Genomic DNA, 19,905 nt, shown 5'->3' with positions numbered 1-19,905 from the left:
TAATTACTGGTCAGTAACTACAACAGTTGAACGATCGCGCCCGGCCACCCGCCGCCCGGCCACCGCGGAAAGCGGCGTGCCCCGGCCCGGCACGCACGGGGGGAAGGTGCGCGCCGGGCCGGGGCGGCCTGGGCGATCAGCGAGGAGGGACCGCGACTACCTCGTCAGGTGGAGCTGCTGACCCGGGTAGATCAGGTCGGCGTCCTCGACGATGTCCTTGTTCAGCTTGAACAGCCGCTCCCAGCCGCCCTTGACCTTGTGGTCGGCGGCGATCTTGCTCAGGGAGTCGCCGGCGACGACCTTGTACTCGCCGTCACCCTTCTCGACCTTCTCGCCGGTCGGGGTGGTGACCGTCTTCTTCTCGGCCTTCTTCGGGGCGTCCGAGCGGTCCGAGCGGTTGGTGGCGGGGGCCTCGGTGTGCTCGGCCTTCTTCGGCTCGGCCTTCTGGACCGGCGCGGACTGCCGCTTGGGAGCGGTCTCGGTCTTGGCCGCACCGGAGCCGGTGTCGACGCCCGGGTCGACGCCGTCGTTGCTCAGGTTGCCGGCACCGGCGCAGGACCATGCGCCCGGACCCTGCATGGCGAGGAGCTTCTCGGCGGTGGCGATCTGCTGGGCCTTGGTGGCCAGGTCGGCGCGGGGCGCGTACTGGGTACCACCGGCGGCCGCCCAGCTGGACTGGGAGAACTGCAGGCCGCCGTAGTAGCCGTTGCCGGTGTTGATGGACCAGTTGCCACCGGACTCGCACTGCGCGACGGCGTCCCACGTGGCGACGGACGCGGCGGAGGCACCGGTCGCGCCCATCAGCGGCACGGCGACGGCGGCACCGGTGACACCGGCGAGGGTGGCGATCCGGACGAGCTTGGACGGGCGGCGGTGCTTGTTGCCCTTGCTGTTGAGCAGCATCGAGACTTCTCCTCACCGACGCCTGCGAGGTGAGCTGTCGGGTTCGGGCCAAGTGAGTTGCCCGGCCGCGTGTCCTTGCACGCGGCTTCACCCCAAGCCGGTCCTGACGCGTCCTTGGACGATCGGGTCCGGCGCTTACCTGGGTCCCCCGCTCCTGCCTACGGCGCTTTACGCGTCTGTTCCCTTCGACCGACGGCAGGATTCGGCGTGACGGTCGACGGGGCCCGCGGTGCGAGCGGTTCTGACCGTAAACACACGCAACCCTCATATTCAAAGACAGACATACCGGATAAACATCCCGTATGAGTATCCGATGAGCCCTCATTTCCGCAGGTCGGAACGGATGCGAGGGGACCTCCCGGACAAGACGCGCCAGTTCACGCAAAGAGACCCATGTCTCACTTGATCAAAAGTGGGACATAGGCCTCTTAAACCCCCCAAAATTCGGGGCGTTCTCAGCTGCTCAGCGAACGGCGCTTGCTCGCCGGACGGCGCTCACTCGGCGTCCAGGCCGAGGTCGAGGTTCTGACCGGGCAGGATGAGGTCCGGGTCGGAGCCCACCTCGGCCTTGTTCGCCTCGTACAGCCCGGTCCAGCCGCCGGGCAGCTCGTGCGCGTCGGCGATCGCCCACAGGTTGTCGCCCGGCCGGACGGTGTACGTGCCGTCAGCTTCCGCCGCCGCGGTGTCGCGTGCGTCCCCGTCGCCCCGCGAGGCGTGCCGGCCCGTGTCGCGGCCACTGTCCGCCTCGGCCGCGTCATCGGCGGCCGGGGCGCCCCGGTGCTTGCCGCCCGACTCCCGCGTACCGTCCGAGGCGCTGCCGGACGGGTCGGTGGAACGGGAGGGGTCGGCGGAACCGGACGGGTCGGCCGAACCGGAGGGGGCGCCGGACGGCGCGCCGGACGGGGAGGCGGACGCACCGGCGCTCGACCTGCCGCCCTTGCCCGCACTCCTGCCCGCGCTCTTGTCGGCGGCCTTGCCCGTGGCCCCGCCGGTCGCGCCGCCCCTGGCCGCGCCCGAGGCCGTGCGGGACGCCCCCGAGGACGCGTCGTCGGCCGGGTCGGTGCCCAGGCCCGCGTCCAGGCCCGCGTCCGCGCTCCGGGAGGGGCTGTCGGAGGGCGTACTGCCCGGGTCGACGCCGGCCGCCCCCGCGCCCTTCGTGAGCCCCGAGATCACCGCACAGCTGGGCCACGCCTTCGGCCCCTTGTCGGCCAGCACCTTCTCGGCCACGGCGATCTGCTGCGAGCGGCTGGCGAGGTCCGCGCGCTCGGCGTAGGACTCACCGCCGTACGCCTTCCAGAGCTCCGGCGTGAACTGGAGGCCACCGTAGGAGCCGTTGCCGAGGTCGGCGCTCCACATGCCGCCGCTCTCGCACTCGGCCACCCGGTCCCAGGTCGAGGCGTCCGCCGCGTGCGCGCCTGCCGCGCCGAGCAGCGGGATGGCGATGGCCGAGCCGGTGACGCCTGCGGCGACGACGATGGCGGGTGCCTGACGAGGGCGACGGTGTCTGCCGTTCGCGGAGCCCATGGGAGATGCCTTCCGTGTGACTGACAAGCGACTGGTGAGTCGAACGGTGAACCTAGCGGGACTCGAACGTGAGTCACAAGTCGATGCAGCAGAGATCACGTGAAAGTCACAGAGTTGACAGAGTGTCACCTTCGCCGACCCGCGCACCGGGCGTGAACCGCACCGGCAACGTGCGCAATCCGCGCATGATGAGCCCGCCACGCCAGCGCAAATCGGTAGGTTCCCCCGCGAGTCGCAGGTCCGGAAGGCGTGTCAGGAGCGTGGCGAGCGCGGCCTGCCCCTCCAGCCGGGCGAGCGGCGCTCCCAGACAGTAATGGATGCCGTGACCGTAGCCGAGGTGCTGATTGTCGCGCCGTGACAGGTCCAGCGTGTCCGGCCCGCCGAAGCGCGCGGGGTCCCGGTCGGCTGCCGCGAGCACCACGAGCACCGGGTCGCCCTCGCCGACGCGCTGCCCGCCGATGGTCAGCGGCTCGGTGGCGAACCGCCAGGTCGCCAGCTCCACCGGCCCGTCGTAGCGCAGCAGCTCCTCCACCCCGGTGGCCAGCAGCTCGCTCTCCCCCGCCGCCAGGGAGCGCTGCAGCCGCTCCCGCTCGGCCGGGTGGCCGAGCAGGGTGTGGACGCCGTTGCCGATCAGATTCACCGTGGTCTCGAAGCCGGCGAACAGGAGGATGAAGGCCATCGCAGCGGCCTCGTTCTCGGTCAGGTGCTCGCCGTGGTCGCTCGCCCGGATCAGCCCCGAGATCAGGTCGTCGCCGGGGTTCTCGCGCTTGCGGTGGATCAGTTCGAGGAGATAGGCCCGCATCTTCTTCACGGACCGGGCCACCCCGCCGCGCGGGCCGCCGCCGTGCCGGATCATCATGCCCGCCCAGTCCCGGAAGTCATCCTGGTCCTCGCGCGGGACGCCGAGCAGGTCGCAGATCGCGTAGATGGGGAGCGGGAAGGCGAACTCGTGGATCAGGTCCGCCTCGCCCTTCTCCACGAACCCGTCGATGAGCCGGTCCGTCAGCTCCTGCACCCGGGGCGCGAACTGGGCGATGCGCCGGGGGGTGAACGCCTTGGACACCAGGCGGCGCAGCCGGGTGTGGTCGGGCGGGTCGATGTTGAGCAGATGTGTCATCAGCTCGGCCTTGCGTTCGCCCGGGATGCCGGTCTTGCCTTTGGCGTGCGCTGGCTCGGCGTGGTGCGCCGGGTTCTTGGACAACCGGGCGTCGGCGAGGGCCTGCCGGGCGTCCGCGTACCGGGTCACCAACCATGCCTCGACCCCGCTTGGCAGGGTGGTGCGGTGCACGGGGCTGTGCTCGCGCAGCCAGGCGTAGGCGGGGTACGGGTCGGTGGCGAACTCCCACGTGAAGAGCTCGGGCGCGGGTGGCACGGCGCCGGGGGACGTATGGGCGGGGCATCCGGCGGGTACGGACGCGGCTTCGGCCGGGCGGTCCGCCGGGCGGTCGGCGGGGCTGTCGTTCACTCCCCGACGTTATCCGGTGCCCTCGGCCGTCCTGATGGCGTCCCGGTACGCGCGGCCCGCGGCGCGCAGGGCGGCCTCCGGGTCGACGCCGTCCTCCTGGGCGCGTACGGCGAGGGCGAGGAGGCGGTAGCCGATGTCGTCGCCCTCGGGGAGCGGCACGTCGAGTCCGGCGGTACGGGCCCGGCCGGCGAGCTTCGCGGCGAGTGCGAGTCCGGGCTGGCCGAGCGGTACCCCGTCGGTGACCGACGCACGCTGCTTCTCGATCGCCTTGGTCCGCAGCCAGTGCGCGTGGACGTCCTCCGGGGTCTCGGCGGTCTCGTCGCCGAAGACGTGCGGGTGGCGGTGGATCAGCTTCTCGATCAGCGTGGCGGCGACGTCGTCCACGGAGAACGGCTCCTGCTCGTCCTCCTCGGCGATGCGCGCGTGGAAGACGACCTGGAGCAGGACGTCGCCCAACTCCTCGCGCAGTTCCTCGCGGTCACCGTCCTCGATCGCCTCGACCAGTTCGTACGCCTCCTCGATGGCGTACTTGGCGAGGCCCTTGTGGGTCTTCTGCGAGGTCCACGGGCACTCGACGCGGATGCGGTCCATGACCTGGACCAGGTCGAGGAGCCGGGCGCCCGGCAGGTCGTACGAACCGGGCAGCAGCTCCAGGTCGGGCATCCGCACCCGCCCCGAACCGGCGAGCCGGGCCAGGCCGTCGGTGAGCGGCTGGTCGCCCTCGCCGCCGGTGACGATCACCACGGTCCGGCCGCCCGCACAGGCGTCGACCAGCTCCTGCGCGTCGGGCACGCCGGGGGTGACGGTGATGCCGGCCTCGCGCAGATAAGGCAGCTGGGGCTGGCCCGGCTCCCCGCAGAGCACCCGGTCGGCGGCGTGCAGCGCCTGCCAGGCGGGCCAGGACAGCAGTCCGGGCGCGACCCGGTGGCTGGCGGTGAGCAGGACGATGCGGCCGGGGTCTTCAGCGTTCACGAGGCCGAATCTACCCCGGCCGAGCGGCGGTCCTCAGGCCCCGGCCTCCGTGGGCGCCTGGGCGGGCCTGGTGACCTGCGAGATCCAGGGTGCCTTGTAGTCGGCGAGCTGGATCTGCTGGTCGTTCCACTTGCCGAAGCGCGGGTTGACGTCGACCTTCAGCGCCTCGGACGCCTTGGCCAGTGCCTCTCCGATGACCTTGGTGCCCTCCGGGCTGCTCGGGTCGGCCCCGAGTGCCTGGCCGAGCTTGGTCAGCTGGATCTGCTCGCGCAGGAAGGCGTCGATCTGGCCGGGGGCGATCCAGCGTTCCTGGAGCACGGCCGCCTGCAGGCCCTTCTCGCCCTGGTACTGGGCGACGGCCGACTTGCGCATCTCCTGGATCTCCGCGCGGGTCACCGTCACGCCGGCGTCCTCCGACGCCCGGTCCAGGACGCGGTCGAGGATCATGCCGTGCAGCTTGGCGCGGGCGAGCTGGCCCGACTGGTCGGTGAGCTGGGCGCCCTGCCCGGAGGAGTTCTGCGCCTGGCGCACGTCCGCCACCTGGGCCTGCACGGTGGACACCGTGATCCGGTCCCCGCCGACGACGGCCGCGGCGCCGGGGTGGGCCTGGCTGCCGCAGGCGGTGAGGAGCGGCGCTGCGGCGAGCAGCGCGGCGGAGACGGTGAGCGCGGTGCGACGGCGGCGGTGCAAAGGAGCCTCCCGAGGAGATTGTGCGGCGGTGCACAAAGCCTTGCGGTGATCGATGTTAGAGCATCCGGCAGTTGGGGGGCGGGAAAAGGAGCGGGTCTGGGTGCGTGCAGCTGCAAGGCGGAGGATTGAGGCAACGCGGAGCGTTGTTGATTGACGACAACGCCGCGGATGTGCGTGCCCAGACCCGTGACGCCGTCCCCCGACTGCCGGATGCTCTAGGGCAGTGGAAGTGGTCCGGGCCACTGATTCGACCGACGATTCGGGAGGAGTTGGGGATGTGGCCTGCCGGCGGGCCGCCTCAGCCGACGCGTTCGGCCGGTTTCGGCGGTGTGTCCGGCCGGAGCATGATCGTGCGCGAGAGCGCGAAGGTGACCGGGATGGCGGCGGCCGCTGCCAGCGGCGGTGCGTAGCGGCTGCTGAATCCGGCCACGTCGACGAGCAGGTAGACGCCGCCGGTGGTGACGGCGAAGTTCGCCGCGTTGGTGAGCGGGAAGAGCAGGAACTTCCGCCAGGTGGGCCGGGTGCGGTAGGTGACGTACGAGGTGAGGAAGAAGGAGCCGGTCATGCTGAGCGCGAAGGCGAGGGCGTGCGCGGCCAGGTAGGGCAGTACGTGCAGGAGCAGCAGATAGCAGCCGTAGTACGTGGCGGTGTTCACCGCTCCGACGAGGACGAAACGCGCCATTTGCGCCTTGACGGTCATCGGCGGACGAACTCCCGGGGTTCCGGCTCGGGCGCGGGCCGGCGGGTGTGGGTGTTGGTGTCCTTCACCAGGTAGTGCGGGCGGCGTTTGACCTCGTAGTAGATGCGGCCGACGTATTCGCCGACGACCCCGGCCAGCACCATCTGGACGCCGGCGAGTGCGGTGACGACGACGAGCAGGGTGACGTATCCGGGGGTGTCGACACCCCGTACGAGGGCGACGCCGACGATCCAGGCGGCGTAGGCGAGGGCGAGGGAGGTCAGGAGCAGGCCGAGGTAGAGGGCGGCGCGCAGCGGCTTGTTGTTGAAGGAGAGCAGCCCGTCCAGGCCGTAGTTCAGGAGCTTGCCGAAGGTCCAGGCGGAGCGGCCCTGTTCGCGTACGGCGTTGTCGTAGCTGAACGTCGTGGTGGGGAAGCCGACCCAGGCGAAGAGGCCCTTGGAGAAGCGGTTGTACTCGGTGAGGGCGAGTACGGCGTCCGCCGCGCGGCGCGACAGCAGCCGGAAGTCGCCGACGCCGTCCACGAGTTCGACGTCGACGAGGCGGTTGATCAGCCAGTAGTAGGCGCGTGCGGTGAGGGTGCGGGTGACGCGGTCGCCGGTCCGGGTGCGGCGGGCGATGACCTGGTCGTAGCCGCGGGCGTGTTCCTGGAGCATGCGGCCGACGAGCTCGGGCGGGTGCTGGAGGTCGGCGTCCATGAGGACGACGGCGTCGCCCTCGGCGTGCTGGAGACCGGCCAGCATGGCGGCCTCCTTGCCGAAGTTGCGGCTGAAGGAGACGTACCGGACGCGTGGGTCGGCGGCGGCCAGTTCCTGGATGACCGGCAGGGTGCGGTCCGCGCTTCCGTCGTCCACGTACACCAGCTGGAACGCGTGGCCCAGCCGGGACATTTCGTCCGTGACGCGTTCATGGAAGCGTTCGAGGATCTCTTCCTCGTTGAAACAAGGCACCACCAGCGAGATCAGCACTCATGTACATCAACCGGTCGATGTGACGCTCGCCGGAGCCCGGTGTGGCCGGTGGGCGGCCATCAGGTGAACGGCCCAGTGCCCTTCCCCGCTGCGGCTGTCTCAACCGCCCCGGACCTCCATCTGGCGCTCCAGTTGCCGGCGCAGCTCCACGGGCAGCGGGTGGTGCGGCCCGTAGGTGCGCTCGGTGTCGTACAGCAGCGACTGGAGCTGGCCGCGCGCGCCGGCATGGTCGCCGAGCGCGAGCAGCAGCTGCCCGATGCGGTGGCGGATCTCGTACGAGCGTGCCGGGTCGTTGCCCGTGGCGTACTGGTTCTCGTAGTACGGCAGGACGGCGCGGTACTCGGCGAGTGCGGCGGCGGGCTCCCCCAGCTGTTCCAGGCACTGGGCGACGTCGCACCGGTAGCCGAGGGTCTGCGGGTCTGCGGGTCCTGCCTGGGCCGCCCGGTCGTCGGCGAGCAGGCGCAGTTCGGGCAGGGCGCGGCGGTACTGGCCGTCGTCCATCAGCGTCGCCGCGTACTGCTTGCGCAGGATGCGGACGACCGGGGAGGCGGGGCCGTGCTGTTCGGCGGCGACGGGGAGGAGGCCGCCGAGCATGTCGACGGCCTGGGTGATGCGGCCTTCGCCGAGCAGCTTCTTGACCTCGTCGACGGCGGCGGCGACGTCCGGCCGGGCGGGCGCCGGGGCGGGTCTGGCGGGCGGCGGGACCGCGGCGCGGTCGGGCCAGGGGGCGTGCGGGCGCAGGAAGGGGCGGGTCGGGTCGAGCGGCCCGGAGGGCGCCCGGGAGCCGAGCGTGGGCAGCAGCGGGGCGAGGTGCTCGTAGACCTCCTGGGCGCTGCCCGGACGGTGCTGCGGGTCCTTGGCGAGCAGCCGCAGGACGAGCGCTTCCAGGGCCTCGGGGATGTCGGGCCGGATCTGCCGTACGGGCAGCGGCGGCTCGTAGAGGTGGCGGTGCAGTACGCCGAGGGCGGTGGAGCCGGCGAACGGCACGTCACCGCTGAGCAGTTCGTACAGGAGCACGCCGAGGGCGTAGAGGTCGGTGTACGGGCCGACGGCGCCGCCCATCGCCTGCTCGGGGGCCATGTAGGCCGGGGAGCCGATGGGTGAGCCGGTGTGGGTGAGGCGGGTGGTGTCGCTGTCGAGGACGGAGGCGACGCCGAGGTCGAGGACGAGGACGGTGCCGTCCGGGCGGACCATCACGTTGCGGGGCTTGAGGTCGCGGTGGACGATCGGTACGGCGTGCACGGCGCTCAGGACGGCGCACAGTTGCGCGGCGACCGCGACGGACCACTGCCAGGGGTACGGGTCGTGCTCGGCGAGGTGGTCGCCGAGGTCGGCGCCCTCCACGTACTGCATGACGAGGTACAGGTCGTCGCCGTCGCTGCCCGCGTCGTGCACGGTGACCAGGCCGGGGTGGTCGACCTGGGCGGTGACCCGGCACTCGCGGACGAAGCGCCGGCGCAGTTCGTCGGCGGCGGTGCCGCCGATGGGTCCGGTGACCCGGTCGGGGCGCAGCAGCTTGACGGCGACCCGGCGGTCCAGGCGCTGGTCGTAGGCCGTCCAGACCTGGCCCATGCCGCCCTGGCCGAGGATGGTCGCCAGTTCGTACCGCCCGCCGATGAGGCGACCGCTCACCGGCCTTCCTCCTTGCGGAGGTAGTCGCTCAGCTCATCCAGCTCGGCGCGGACCTGGTCGATGCGTTGGGGGTGGGGCTGGGGTACGGGGTGCTGCTGCTGGGGTACCGGGTGGGGCTGGGGTACGGGGTGGTGCTGCTGTTGGGGTACCGGGTGCTGCTGTTGGGGTTGGGGTTGGGGTTGGGGGAAGCGTGTGGGGGGAAGGGGCCGGGGCTGCTGGTGGGGGTGGGGCGGGTAGGGCTGCGGGGTGCCGCCCGTCAGGCCGTGCGCCGGGGTGGGCACGGGCACGGTGGTCATGTATCCGTAGCCGGGCGTCGCGTGCGGGATCGCGGGGCCGCCCCTGCCCGTGAGCCGCGCGTAGTGGCGGATGTCGGCGGCCAGGTAGTACGCGGGGGCGCCGAGCATCGCCAGGAGCAACAGCGGGATGAGCACGTCGTCGATGCCATGGGCGCCCTCCGGTCCGTCCCTGCCGATGATGGGCAGCAGGACGCACACGAACACGAACCCGGCCGCGGTCAGCCACCAGTCGAAGGCCCTGCGGCGGACGATCGCCAGCCGCAGCAGCGGCGTCCACAGCAGCAGCCCCAGGGAGAACACCGAGAGCACGGTGAACAGCACGCGCATGGACACGATCCAGGCCCTGCCGGGGACTCGGCGCGGCGCCGTGGGCGGATGACCCGGGGCGTACATGGCTGCTCCTGGATGCCTGGTGGTGGTACGTCCGCGCGCACAGGGGCGTGCGCGCAGACCGAGCGTAAGGGGCGACACCGACAGGGGGCCCGGAGTTGTGCGGAACCGTTGTGGTTCCGCTCCCTTCCGTGTGACCGTACCGCCCGGCGGGCCGTCGTCGCGGGCACCGCTGAGCCGTCGCCGCCGGGACCGCTGAGCCGTTGTCGCCGGGACCGCTCGGGGGCTCACTCCCGGCTCACTCCGGGGTGACCGTGCCGTCCGTCAGGCCGTCGTACAGGCCCTGGACGAGTTGTCCGCCGAGCCGTCCGGCGAGCCGCAGCGCGTCCTCGAACGCGGCCAGGGCGCGGAACCTTTCGCCGTACCGCTGCTGCTCGGCCAGGGGCAGGCGGGGCAGTTGGAGGCGGCGGGCGTCGAGCCGGGTCGCGGTGGAGGCGTGACTGCTGGCCTGCCGGTTGTTGGTGGTGCCGCGCAGGAAGCCGGCGAGGAACCACGCGTCGAGCACGGCCGGGTCGGGGCGCAGCAGCTGGAGGTTGCGGCCGAGGGCGGCGCCCGCGGTGGCCTCGTCGATGACGCGGACGACGGTGACGCCGCCGAGCACGGGGACGACGACATCTCCCGGCGCGACGAGGACGGGCTCCTCGGGCGTTCCGTCGGCGGACAGGGTGCCGGAGGGGGCGGTGGCCGCGAGCACGTCGTGCTCGGTGAGGACGGGCCCGTCGCCGGTTCCGGAGCCGCCGTGGCGGAGCTGGAGTGCGCCGGCGCGGGCGAGTTCGCCGATGGTGGTGAGGGGGCGGTGCGCGGGGGCGGAGAGTGCCGGGGGCGGTGGGGTGAGCCCGGAGGCGAGGCCCAGGGTCCGCGTCAGCCGCTCCCGTACGCCGGCCAGCTCGGCGGGCCCGCCGGTGACGGCGGGGGACGGCAGGTGGCGGGCGGGGGCGAGATCGACGTCGTCGTCGAGGAGTTCGATGACGGGGACGGTACGGGAGGCGCCGACCGTATCGCGCTGTCCGCCGACCGCCTTCTCCTTCCGCCCGTCGACCGCCTTCTCCTTCTGCCCTTCGGGCGTCTCCTTCCGGGTGTCCCCCGTATCCTTCTGCCCGTCGTACGCCTGCCAGGCGTCGAGTACGGCGCGGCGCAGGGCCGGCCAGTCGAGGCGGTCGCGGCCGCCCCGGTCGGCGGTCTGGTCGGCGGGCTCGGCGGTGTCGACCAGCAGCAGTTCGGGTGTGGGGTGCGGTTCCGCCCCCGGCTTGCGCAGGACCCAGAGGTGCAGCGGGATGCCGTACGGGGGTGCGGCGCCGGCCGGGAGGGCGATGACGGCGCGCAGCGCGCCCCGCCGCAGCAGGTCGGCGCGGATGCGGCGGCCGGAGCGGCGCGAGGCGGCGGCGGGCGGCATCAGCAGGACGGCGGTGCCCCCGTCGCGCAGCCGGGCCAGCGCGTGCTGCACCCAGGCGAGTTCGGACTCGGTGCGGGCGGGGAAGCCGTACTCCCAGCGGGGGTCGTAGGCGAGTTCGTCGTGGCCCCAGTTGCGCTCGTTGAACGGCGGGTGGCAGAGGACCGCGTCGGCGGCCAGGCGCGGGAAGGCGTCGGTGCGCAGGGTGTCCCCGGTCCGCACGTCGAGCGCGCACTCGGCGGGGGCGGTGCGCAGGGCGAGGCGGAGCGCGGTGAGGGCCGCGAGGTCCGGGTCGTTCTCCTGCCCGTGGAGGGCGGCCGGCCCGGGGACGGCGACCAGCAGCGCGCCGGTGCCCGTCGCCGGGTCGAGGACGGTACGCACGTCCGGGTCGCCGGTGCCGGCCAGTGCCGCCATCAGCTCGGCGAGTCCGGGCGGGGTCAGCGTGTACTGGCGCGGGTTGGCGTCGAGCTGACGGCCGAGCAGGAACTCGTACGTCTCCCGGGTGCCGGTCTCGGCGGCCAGCTCCGCGGCGCCGCGCAGGAGGGGCACGGACGGCAGCAGCTCGCCCCGGTCCGGGGTGTGCACCGCGCGCCCGTTCCCGGCGGGCCCGAATCGGTGGGTGAGCGCGTCGTCGAGCGCGAGGGAGAGCACGCCCGCCATGCGCTCGTCGGACACTCCGGTGATCTCGCGCCAGGCGCTCGGGCTCCGGTCCGCCACGAGGAGGGCGCAGCCGACGTGGACCAGGGCGGCGACGGCGCCCGCGGGGTGGCCGGCCAGTTGCTGCCAGACGCGTTCCCGGAGCGGGACCTCCACAAGCTTGCCCTGGTCGCGCAGCCACCGCTCGACCTCGGGCAGGGCGAAGGAGGGGCTGGTCTCGGTGCCGCCGACGGGCTGGGGGAAGTCGGCGTGCCGGCGGCGCCAGTTGCTGACGGCGGCGCGCCCCACGCCCGCCAGGCGGGCGATCCCGGCGGCGGTCACCTCTGTCGCGTTCTCCGGCACTTGCTGTCTCCCTGGTGCTCGTACCGCTGTCGTGTCGGGCCCACCCCAACGCATCACCTAGTGCGTTGACGGGCTTGCGGGCGAGCATACCGATCCGTTCACACCGCCCGGTTCACAGCGTGCATCGCGTCCCTTTGCACGAACCGTGTTGACTCGGTTCACAGATGATGGTGTGATTGACCTGTCGCTGCACGAGGGCGACAGGTGGATTCGCTCACCACTCATTCCGTACTTGCCGAAGGGCACAGCCATGTCCCAGTTCACGCAGCCGCCGCAGTCCCCGTACTCCCAGCCGCAGCAGCCGTACACGCCCCAGCAGACCCCCGGCCTGCGCCCCGCGCGCAACGGACTGGGCGTCGCGGCCCTGATCCTCGGGCTCATCGGGTCGGTCTCCGGCCTGGTGCCGTTCCTGTTCTGGCTGGCGGGCATCCTCGGCACGATCGCACTGATCCTGGGGCTGGTCGGCCGGGGCCGCGCCAAGCGGGGCGAGGCGACGAACAAGAACATGGCGACGTTCGGGACGATCCTCGCGCTGATCGCGCTGATCCTCTCGGTGGTCGGCGCGGTGATCACGTTCAAGGCGGTCGGCGACGCGGTGGACGACCTGAACAAGACGGTGTCGGACACGACGTCGTCCGCGAAGCCGAAGGCGGGCGGCGACAGCGGAAAGGGGGAGGAGAAGGGGAGCGAGGACAAGGGGAAGGGAAGCGGGGAGAAGAAGGACACCAGCGGGGCGCTGGAGGCCGGCGACTCCGCGGTGTACGACGACGACCTCACGGTCACGGTCGGCGACGCCACCAAGTACTCCCCGAGCGAGTACGCGGTCGGCCACACCAGGGGCAACAAGGCCTACCGCGTCGCCGTCGTCATCGAGAACGCGGGCAAGGAGAAGTTCGACTCCATGCTCGTGACCGTCGATGCGCGCGCCGGGGAGGACGGGGTCGACGCCGAGCAGATCTTCGACGACAAGGTCGGCGAGGGCTTCAGCGGCACGATCCTGCCGGGCAAGAAGGTCACGGTCCTCTACGCGTTCGACTCGCCGGCCGACGCCGCGAACCTGACCGTGGAGGTCAACCCCGGCTTCACGTACGACGCGACGCAGTGGGACCTGAAGCTCTGACCCGCAGGGCGCACGCGCCGCGTACGCCCTCACGGAACCCGAACGGAACCCGCCCTCCCGGCGGGTTCCGTTCATTTCACTGGCTCAGCCCTCGCGCTCCCCCGGCCAGGCAGCCAGCGCCAGCTCGGCGATCTCGGCCAGTTCGTCCGGGCCGGCCCCGTCGCAGGACCGCTGCGACATGCCCTGGATGATCGTGGCGAAGTACCCGGCGAGCGCCCGCGGGTTCACCCTCTCCGGCAGTTCGCCCGTGCGCTGCGCGGCCCGCAGCCGTGACTCCCAGGCCACGACGTTGGCGTTGCGCAGGCCCTTCAGGTGGGCGCCCGCCTCGGCGTCCTGCGGGGCGACGTTGACTGCGGCCCTGATCGTCATGCAGCCCGCCGGGTGCGACGGGTCGGCGTAGATCCGTGCCGCGTCCCGCAGGATGCGCGCGAAGGCGCGGTAGGCCGTGGGCTCCTCCTCCAGCGCGTCGCCCATGAAGGCACCGGCCGGCGTCCTCCCGTACGCGGCGACAGCCTCCTCGAAGAGCGACCGCTTGTCGCCGAACGCGGCGTAGAGGCTCGCGGGCCTGATACCCATCGCCTCCGTCAGCTCGCCGATCGAAGTCGCACCGTAGCCGCGCTCCCAGAACAGCCGGATCGCCGCAGCGAGCGCGGCGTCCCGGTCGAAGGAGCGCGGGCGCCCGCGCGTCGCACCTTTATCTCCCATGCCCCCCATTCTAGAGCGCCCACTCAACAAGTCGTGCTAAGTTCTTTCTTGAACGATCACTCAACAAATTGGTGAGGGGCAACAGCCGTGCGTACGAACGGGCTTGAGAAGAACGGGCTTGAGGGCAAGGTCGCACTGGTCACCGGCGGCAGCCGGGGCATCGGCCGGGGCATCGCGGAACGGCTGGGGCGGGACGGGGCCGTCGTGGCCGTCGCCTACGCCCGTGACGCGGCGGCGGCCGACGAGGTCGTGGAGGTCATCCGGAAGAACGGCGGCACCGCGTTCCCGATCCGCGCCGAGCTGGGCGCGCACGGCGACGCGGCCGCGCTGTGGGAGGCGTTCGACGCGCAGATCACCGCGCACGTGCCCGGCGGCGGGGTGGACATCATCGTGAACAACGCCGCCGCCGGGCTCTACTCCGAGCTGGCCTCCCTCACCGAGGAGGCGTTCGACGACGTCTTCGCCGTCAACGTGCGGGCGCCGTTCTTCATCGTCCGGCACGGGCTGGACCGGCTGCGCGACGGCGGCCGGATCATCAACATATCCAGCGGCGCGGCCCGGATCGCCATGCCGGAGATCATCGCCTACAGCGCGACGAAGGGCGCCGTGGACAACTTCACGCTGACCCTCGCCAAGGAGTTGGGCCCGCGCGGCATCACGGTCAACTCGGTGGCCCCCGGCATCATCGACACCGACATCAACGCGGACTGGCTGCGCGGCAACGCCGAGGCCGAGGCGCAGGCGGCGTCGCTGGCGGCGCTGGGCCGGGTCGGGCAGCCGGAGGACGTCGCGGACATCGTGGCGTTCCTCGCCTCGGACGACTCCCGCTGGGTGACGGGCACGGTGATCGACGCGACGGGAGGCTCGGGCCTCTGATCACGGGGCCCGGCGCCCGGCCACCCAGCACGACCGGGCCGACCGGGCCGACCGGGCCGACCGGGCCTGTGGGACTTACCGGACCTGCCGGGTCAGCCGCCGCACTGCCGCAGCATCATCTCCTTGTCCGCGGTGGTGACGGGCAGTTCGTACTTCAGCGAGACCTGGGCGAAGCGCAGCGCGTACGCGCACCGCACCGGCTTGTACGGCGGGAGCCAGGTCGCGGGGCCGGAGTCGCGCTTGGCGTTGTTGGCCGGGCCGTCCACCGGGATGAGGTTGAGCGGGTCGTTGGCGATCTGCTGCCGCTTGGCCTCGTTCCAGCGGGCGGCGCCCATCTGCCAGTCGTACGACAGCGGCATGACGTGGTCGATCTGCACCTTGGTCGCCTGCTGCTTGCGCCACTCGATGGTCTTGCCGGTGTACGGGTCCTTGAGGGTCATGGAGACGACCACGCAGTCCGAACCGGAGCGGAGTTCGACGTCCTTGCCGTCACGGGCGAGCAGGTCGTTGCGGGTGTCGCAGCCGTTGCGGGACAGGGGTATGCCGTCGACCGAGTCCTTCCACGCGTACCCGAACTTGTCGCGCTTGTACCCCGTCTTGGGGCCGCGCCCCTTGGTCGCGACCTTCTCGATGACCTTCCGGGCCGCCGCCCGGTCCGCGTCCGAAGTGAGGGGCGCGAGGCCCGGCTTCGTACCGTCGGCGTTGTCCAGCGGGCTGGCCCCGAAACCGGTGACGGACTGACCGCCGCCGTCCGCGGCGCCGCCGGAGCGGTCGGCGCCGGAGGTGACCTGGTCGGGGTCACAACCACTCAGGGCCAGCGCGGCCGTCACGGCCAGGGTGGGCACCATCAACCGAGACACGCGGAGGGATATCACTCGTAGCCGTCCTGACGGGGAGAAAGCCGAACCAACCCGGGAATCCTACGGATGTCTTCCCCGTCAGGGGCCGTTCAAGGCCACCGTTCGCCTCCGATGCGGCCTGGATCACACCTTGCCGATGCCGAGCGTCGTCTCCGACGGCAGCAGCCCGGACCCGATCGCCGCCACCCACAGCGGCCCCGACAGCCCGACGAGCCGGTCCCGCTCCTCCTCTCCGAGCACCCGCCAGGGACCGGCCGCCGACTCGTCGGTACGCCGCTCGACCTCGGCCCGCAGGGCGCGGCCGGCGTCGGTCGCCGTACCGTCCCCCGTCACCAGTCCCCGCTTCTCCAGCCGCTGGAGCCCCTCCTGCCACTCACCCTCGCTCCACCCCCGGCTCGCGAACACCTCACGGCGGGCGGCCCCGATCGCCGCGAAGGACACCAGTGACTCGACCGGGTCGAGCCCGGCGCGTACGAGCGCCGCGAGGTGGCCGTCGCCCCGGTGCTCGCGCAGGACGGTCGCCGCGTGCCAGAGGGCGAGGTGGGGTTCGTCCGGCCAGGGCAGCGCGGCGTTGGCCGCGGCGAGCGGCCGGCCCGCCGTATCGGCTGCCTCCGCCACGCGCCGCAGCAGCGCGGCGGCCTCGGCCGTCCCCGGCGCGGCGGCCTCCTCGCCCAGCAGCGTCCGGTACGCGCGGTCGACGGCCCGGCCCCGGGCGTCGAGCACCGCGTCCGGCGAGGCGACGGACCAGATGCCCGGAACGTGGGCGCCCACCATGCGCGGGCTGAAGCTGTAGAAGGTCTCGCCGACCTGCCCCGCCCCGGCCTCCCCGAGCGGCGCCGCCCGCCAGGCGAAGTAGCTCGGCCACCGCTCGTCGACGCCGTACCCGAGGGATGCGGCCTCCTCGAAGGCCTCCGGCGCGTAGTAGAGAACGGCGTGCAGGGGCTCCAGCAGGTGCCACATCTGCCGTACGCGACCCAGTTCCTCGGACATGTCTCCGCCTCCGCAGCGTCATTTATCTTGTCACTGGCCAGATGCCCAGCGTGCACCTCACCTCTCGAACTTGTCAATGACTAGATTCGGCGTAGTCTGCTGTCCATGACCAGCGATCGCGACCGCACCTACCACCACGGCGACCTGAGGCGGGCCGTCCTCACCGCCGCTCTCGACGTCATCGCCACCGAGGGCCCAGCCGCGCTGAGCCTGCGCGACCTGGCCCGCCGGGCCGGGGTCTCGCACGCCGCCCCCGCCCACCACTTCAAGGACCGCACGGGCCTGCTCACCGCCATCGCCGCCGAGGGCTACAGCCTCTTCGCCGACGCCCTGGCCGGGGCGCCGGACCTCCGCGAGCGGGGCGTGGCGTACGTACGGTTCGCGGCGACGCACCCCGCGCACTTCCAGGTGATGTTCCAGCCGGCCCTCTACCGCACCGACGACCCGGACCTCCTGGCCGCGAAGGACCGGGCCACGGCCGAACTCCGCTCGGGCGTCGCCACCCTGACCCCCGCCGCCCGCACCGACGACCCCCGCCTGACAGGCGTGGCCGCCTGGTCCCTGGCCCACGGCTTCGCCACCCTGCTGCTCAGCGGCAACCTGACCGACGCGGTGGGCGACCGCGACCCGGAGGAGGCGTTCCGGCTGCTCGCCGGGCTTCTGTTCACGCCGGGCGGGGCGTAACCGGTCGGAACGCCCCGCCCACGAGGCCCTACTCGGCCGTGAACTCGGGCAGTCGCAGCGCCTGGTACTGACCCTGGGTGGGCACAGTCATCCGATCCTGATCTCGTAGCGCAGCTTCTGGCGTCGCGGGGGCATGGCCATGACGTCGACCTGAACGGGCCGGTCCGCTGCGTCCAGGGTGAGCCGCGTCAGTTGCAGTACGGGATCGCCCGCCGTCAGCCGCAACTGCTCGGCCTCGTGCCCGGTGGCCGACCGGGCGGTCACCTCTTCGCACGCGCGCGCACCGGCATGACCCAGCTCCGCCAGGAGCCTGACCGCCCCGCCCGGGATCTTTGCCGTACCGGCCAGGCCGGTGCCGCTCGCGATGTCCAAGGGGTAGTACGTGTCCGTCAACTCGCACGGTTCGCCGTCGAGATACATGATCCTGCGCCGAGCGACGACAGTCCCCCCGGCCGGTACTCCCAGCAGCTCCGCCACCGCTGCCGGGGCCACCACTTCACCCGCCTGGACGATGCGCTGGCTACCCCGCCGCCCCTCGGCTGCGGCCTCGGCCGCCCAGGTGTCCCCCTGAGCGCCCGAGGGCGCGGCGAGGTAGGGCGTCGAGGTGCTGGTCCATTCGTTACCCATGTACTTCTCCTCCGCCGCCCTCACCGGCACGACAACAGCCTGCCTCGGCGTGCCGTCCGGCCGCGAGTTCAGTGTCGGCCTCCCCACACCGCGTTCTCCCCGCACCGCGTTCTCTCCCCCCACCGCCTCCGTCCCCAGCGCCCGAATCCCCGGAATCGGTGACGGCAGGAGCCACAGCAGGGACAGGCATCCGCCCACTGCTGCGACCAGGAGGGTGGGGCGCAACCCGAAGAGGGTGGCCAGGGCGCCGCCGGCCACGGCACCCAGTGGGCGTACCCCGTAATTGATCGTGCCGAACGCGCCCGCGACGCGGCTGCGCAGGTGGTCCGGGATCACCGCCGCCTGGAGGGAGTTGAGGTTGACGTCGAACAGCATGACGCCGAAGCCCGACAGGAACTCCGCGCCGGCCAGCGCGGTGGCGCGGAGCCAGAGGGGGCCGTTCGCGGCGGCGGCGAGGGCGATCGGGGCCGGGAACAGGACGGCGCCCACGAGGATGCCCCGGCCCACGCCCAGTCGGCGCGAGATGCGCGGGGCGCACACCGCACCGAGCAGGGCGCCGGTCGCACCGATGCCCAGAGCGAGGCCGATCGCGCCGGCCGACAGGCCGAGGCTGCGCGTGGCGAACAGGACGAGCAGGCCGCTGCCCGCGACGAACGTGAAGAAGTTGACCGTCGTCGCGCAGCCGAGGGCGGCCCGCAGCACCGGGTGGCGCACCACGAACGCCAGGCCCTCGCGGGCCCGCCGCAGCAGTGGAGATGGCGCATCAGCGGTTGCCGCCTCCTCGACCGGGATGCGGCCGATCAGCACCGCCGACGCCAGGAACGTCAGCGCGTCCACCACGATGGCGAGGGGTGCGGTCAGCGCCTGGATCAGCGCGCCGCCGATCGCCGGACCGGCCACCTGGGAGACCGAACGGCTCGCGCCGATCTTGCTGTTCGCGTCCACGTAGGACGCGCGCGGCACGAGCCGTACGAAGAATGGCGGATAGGCAGTGTTGAACAGCACCCCGCCCGCGCCCGCCAGGATCGCCACGACGTACAGCTGCGGCGATGTCACCGCCCCCAGGACGTACGCCACCGGCAGGCTCAGCAGGACCGCCGCGCGTACGAGGTCCGCGACGACCATCAGGCGGCGTTTACGAGTGTGCTGATCGACCCACGCGCCCAGGAAGATCCCGAGCAGGTTGGGCGCCCAGACGAGCGCGGTCAGCCATGCCACCTGGTTGGCCGACGCGTCCAGGGCGCCGACCGCGATCAAAGGCAGGGCCAGTTCCGTGATCCGGTCGCCGAACTGCGAGATCGAGTTCCCGGCCCAGAAGCGGGTGAAGCGCCCGTCCCGCCACAGGGACACCGGTATCGCGGGCGGCGACTGCTCGGCCGCCCGCTCCGCGCCGCTCACGACGTCCGCCCCGCCGCCCGCTCCTCGCCGCCGCCATCGCCGTCGCCCTTCCCGCCGTTCCCGTCGCCCCCGTTCCCCCCGTCGTCCTCGCCGCCTTCCGGCAGCACGTACCGCAGCAGGACCACACCCCGGCCGTCCTCGGGGTGGTCGGCCGGGTCGCGGGTGGCATATGGGGCGAGCACACGCTCGATCCCGTCCTGGATCGCGGCAAGTTCCTCGGCCGTCACCGTGACCCGGGTGTTGGCCAGGCCTGCCGCCGCGCGCCACGTCGGGTCGAGTCCGGGCTCGACCTCGGCGGCCCAGCGGGCCGGGAGGTCCGCGTAGCGCAGGAACATCTGGCGCGAGAGTTCGCGCGCGGCCGACCGGCTCTTGTCGTCCGCCGGGTCCTGCGACGGCTCGAAGCGGAAGCCGCGCGCCACCGCCTCCCACCGCCGACTGCGGCGGTCGGGGCCGGGCGTGCTGTCCCGGACCAGGCCGAATGTCGCGAGGTGGCGCAGGTGCCAGCTGGTCACCGAGGGGGTCGCCCCCACGTCCGGTGCCAGCTCGGTCGCGGTCGCCGGGCCGTTGCGGCGCAGGCGGTCGAGGATCGCGAGGCGCACCGGGTGCGCCAGGGCCCGCATCGCCTGCGGGTCGGTGATTTCGAGGTCGCCCATGCGGTTGCTGGAGTCCATGACGTGAGAGCATCCTCTCACATATTGTGAGAGTCAACTCTCATA

General features: G+C 72.4%; 18 protein-coding genes, 1 pseudogene and 1 riboswitch. Of the genes and pseudogenes, 3 read left to right on the top strand and 16 right to left on the bottom strand.

The annotated features are described in order from the left end of the window. Positions 1 to 156: 156 nt before the first annotated feature. The 10 genes from E6P78_RS17055 to E6P78_RS17005 form a co-directional block, all read right to left on the bottom strand. On the bottom strand, positions 157 to 903 hold the full coding sequence (locus E6P78_RS17055) for a transglycosylase family protein (RefSeq protein WP_136204450.1): 747 nt from the start codon (positions 901 to 903) through the stop codon (positions 157 to 159). 4 nt (positions 904 to 907) lie between these two features. Further along, positions 908 to 1,079: riboswitch (cyclic di-AMP (ydaO/yuaA leader) on the bottom strand. Positions 1,080 to 1,398: 319 nt separating this feature from the next. Further along, positions 1,399 to 2,427, bottom strand: coding sequence for a transglycosylase family protein (locus tag E6P78_RS17050; protein WP_136204449.1), 1,029 nt, complete (start codon positions 2,425 to 2,427; stop codon positions 1,399 to 1,401). Positions 2,428 to 2,533: 106 nt separating this feature from the next. Continuing rightward, on the bottom strand, positions 2,534 to 3,799 hold the full coding sequence (locus tag E6P78_RS17045) for a cytochrome P450 (protein WP_240799247.1): 1,266 nt from the start codon (positions 3,797 to 3,799) through the stop codon (positions 2,534 to 2,536). 102 nt (positions 3,800 to 3,901) lie between these two features. Then, a complete protein-coding gene (locus E6P78_RS17040) occupies positions 3,902 to 4,864 on the bottom strand; it encodes a nucleoside triphosphate pyrophosphohydrolase (RefSeq protein WP_136204447.1) in 963 nt (320 codons plus the stop codon). 33 nt (positions 4,865 to 4,897) lie between these two features. Next, positions 4,898 to 5,554 (bottom strand): SurA N-terminal domain-containing protein, encoded by a 657-nt coding sequence (locus E6P78_RS17035; protein WP_136204446.1) that lies wholly within the window; start codon positions 5,552 to 5,554, stop codon positions 4,898 to 4,900. A 298-nt stretch (positions 5,555 to 5,852) separates the two neighbouring features. Then, the gene (locus tag E6P78_RS17025) at positions 5,853 to 6,254 is read right to left on the bottom strand and encodes a GtrA family protein (protein WP_136204445.1); all 402 of its coding nucleotides are present in this window, start codon (positions 6,252 to 6,254) and stop codon (positions 5,853 to 5,855) included. Beyond that, a complete protein-coding gene (locus tag E6P78_RS17020; RefSeq protein ID WP_136204444.1) occupies positions 6,251 to 7,219 on the bottom strand; it encodes a glycosyltransferase family 2 protein in 969 nt (322 codons plus the stop codon). The genes E6P78_RS17025 and E6P78_RS17020 overlap by 4 nt, the downstream gene beginning before the upstream one ends. A 102-nt stretch (positions 7,220 to 7,321) precedes the next feature. Beyond that, the gene (locus E6P78_RS17015) at positions 7,322 to 8,854 is read right to left on the bottom strand and encodes a serine/threonine-protein kinase (RefSeq protein WP_136204443.1); all 1,533 of its coding nucleotides are present in this window, start codon (positions 8,852 to 8,854) and stop codon (positions 7,322 to 7,324) included. Continuing rightward, positions 8,851 to 9,543 (bottom strand): hypothetical protein, encoded by a 693-nt coding sequence (locus tag E6P78_RS17010; RefSeq protein ID WP_136204442.1) that lies wholly within the window; start codon positions 9,541 to 9,543, stop codon positions 8,851 to 8,853. Before E6P78_RS17010 ends, E6P78_RS17015 begins: the two co-directional genes overlap by 4 nt. Positions 9,544 to 9,778: 235 nt before the next feature. Continuing rightward, positions 9,779 to 11,929 (bottom strand): N-6 DNA methylase, encoded by a 2,151-nt coding sequence (locus E6P78_RS17005; protein ID WP_136204441.1) that lies wholly within the window; start codon positions 11,927 to 11,929, stop codon positions 9,779 to 9,781. Between the two features lie 250 nt (positions 11,930 to 12,179). On the opposite strand from E6P78_RS17005, the gene E6P78_RS17000 reads away from it, so the two are divergent. Then, entirely contained in the window at positions 12,180 to 13,049 is an 870-nt protein-coding gene (locus tag E6P78_RS17000) for a DUF4190 domain-containing protein (protein ID WP_136204440.1), read from the top strand. 84 nt (positions 13,050 to 13,133) lie between these two features. Here E6P78_RS17000 and E6P78_RS16995 read toward each other — a convergent pair whose 3' ends face one another. Continuing rightward, positions 13,134 to 13,763, bottom strand: coding sequence for a TetR/AcrR family transcriptional regulator (locus E6P78_RS16995; protein WP_136204439.1), 630 nt, complete (start codon positions 13,761 to 13,763; stop codon positions 13,134 to 13,136). Positions 13,764 to 13,841: 78 nt separating this feature from the next. Here E6P78_RS16995 and E6P78_RS16990 point away from each other — a divergent pair, with 78 nt between their 5' ends. After that, positions 13,842 to 14,630 carry an SDR family oxidoreductase gene (locus tag E6P78_RS16990; RefSeq protein ID WP_136204438.1) on the top strand — a complete coding sequence of 263 codons (789 nt, stop codon included), beginning with the start codon at positions 13,842 to 13,844 and terminating at the stop codon, positions 14,628 to 14,630. Between the two features lie 92 nt (positions 14,631 to 14,722). Here E6P78_RS16990 and E6P78_RS16985 read toward each other — a convergent pair whose 3' ends face one another. Continuing rightward, entirely contained in the window at positions 14,723 to 15,478 is a 756-nt protein-coding gene (locus E6P78_RS16985; protein WP_240799235.1) for an HNH endonuclease family protein, read from the bottom strand. Between the two features lie 135 nt (positions 15,479 to 15,613). After that, positions 15,614 to 16,480: a hypothetical protein gene (locus E6P78_RS16980; protein WP_136204437.1), complete on the bottom strand. Its 867-nt coding sequence runs from the start codon at positions 16,478 to 16,480 to the stop codon at positions 15,614 to 15,616. A gap of 105 nt (positions 16,481 to 16,585) precedes the next feature. On the opposite strand from E6P78_RS16980, the gene E6P78_RS16975 reads away from it, so the two are divergent. After that, a complete protein-coding gene (locus E6P78_RS16975) occupies positions 16,586 to 17,164 on the top strand; it encodes a TetR/AcrR family transcriptional regulator (protein WP_136204436.1) in 579 nt (192 codons plus the stop codon). Positions 17,165 to 17,251: 87 nt separating this feature from the next. On the opposite strand, the gene E6P78_RS16970 is transcribed toward E6P78_RS16975, so the two are convergent. The 3 genes and pseudogenes from E6P78_RS16970 to E6P78_RS16960 form a co-directional block, all read right to left on the bottom strand. Continuing rightward, positions 17,252 to 17,791: a UTRA domain-containing protein gene (locus tag E6P78_RS16970; RefSeq protein ID WP_136204531.1), complete on the bottom strand. Its 540-nt coding sequence runs from the start codon at positions 17,789 to 17,791 to the stop codon at positions 17,252 to 17,254. Between the two features lie 147 nt (positions 17,792 to 17,938). Further along, positions 17,939 to 19,141: pseudogene (locus E6P78_RS16965) on the bottom strand (MFS transporter); the annotation flags it as partial. A gap of 44 nt (positions 19,142 to 19,185) precedes the next feature. Continuing rightward, on the bottom strand, positions 19,186 to 19,860 hold the full coding sequence (locus E6P78_RS16960) for a helix-turn-helix domain-containing protein (RefSeq protein WP_136204435.1): 675 nt from the start codon (positions 19,858 to 19,860) through the stop codon (positions 19,186 to 19,188). Positions 19,861 to 19,905: the final 45 nt, after the last annotated feature.

The organism is Streptomyces sp. A0958, assembly GCF_004795035.1.
In the GTDB taxonomy this organism is placed as follows: Bacteria; Actinomycetota; Actinomycetes; order Streptomycetales; family Streptomycetaceae; genus Streptomyces.
This window is presented reverse-complemented; position numbering and strand designations above follow the sequence as displayed.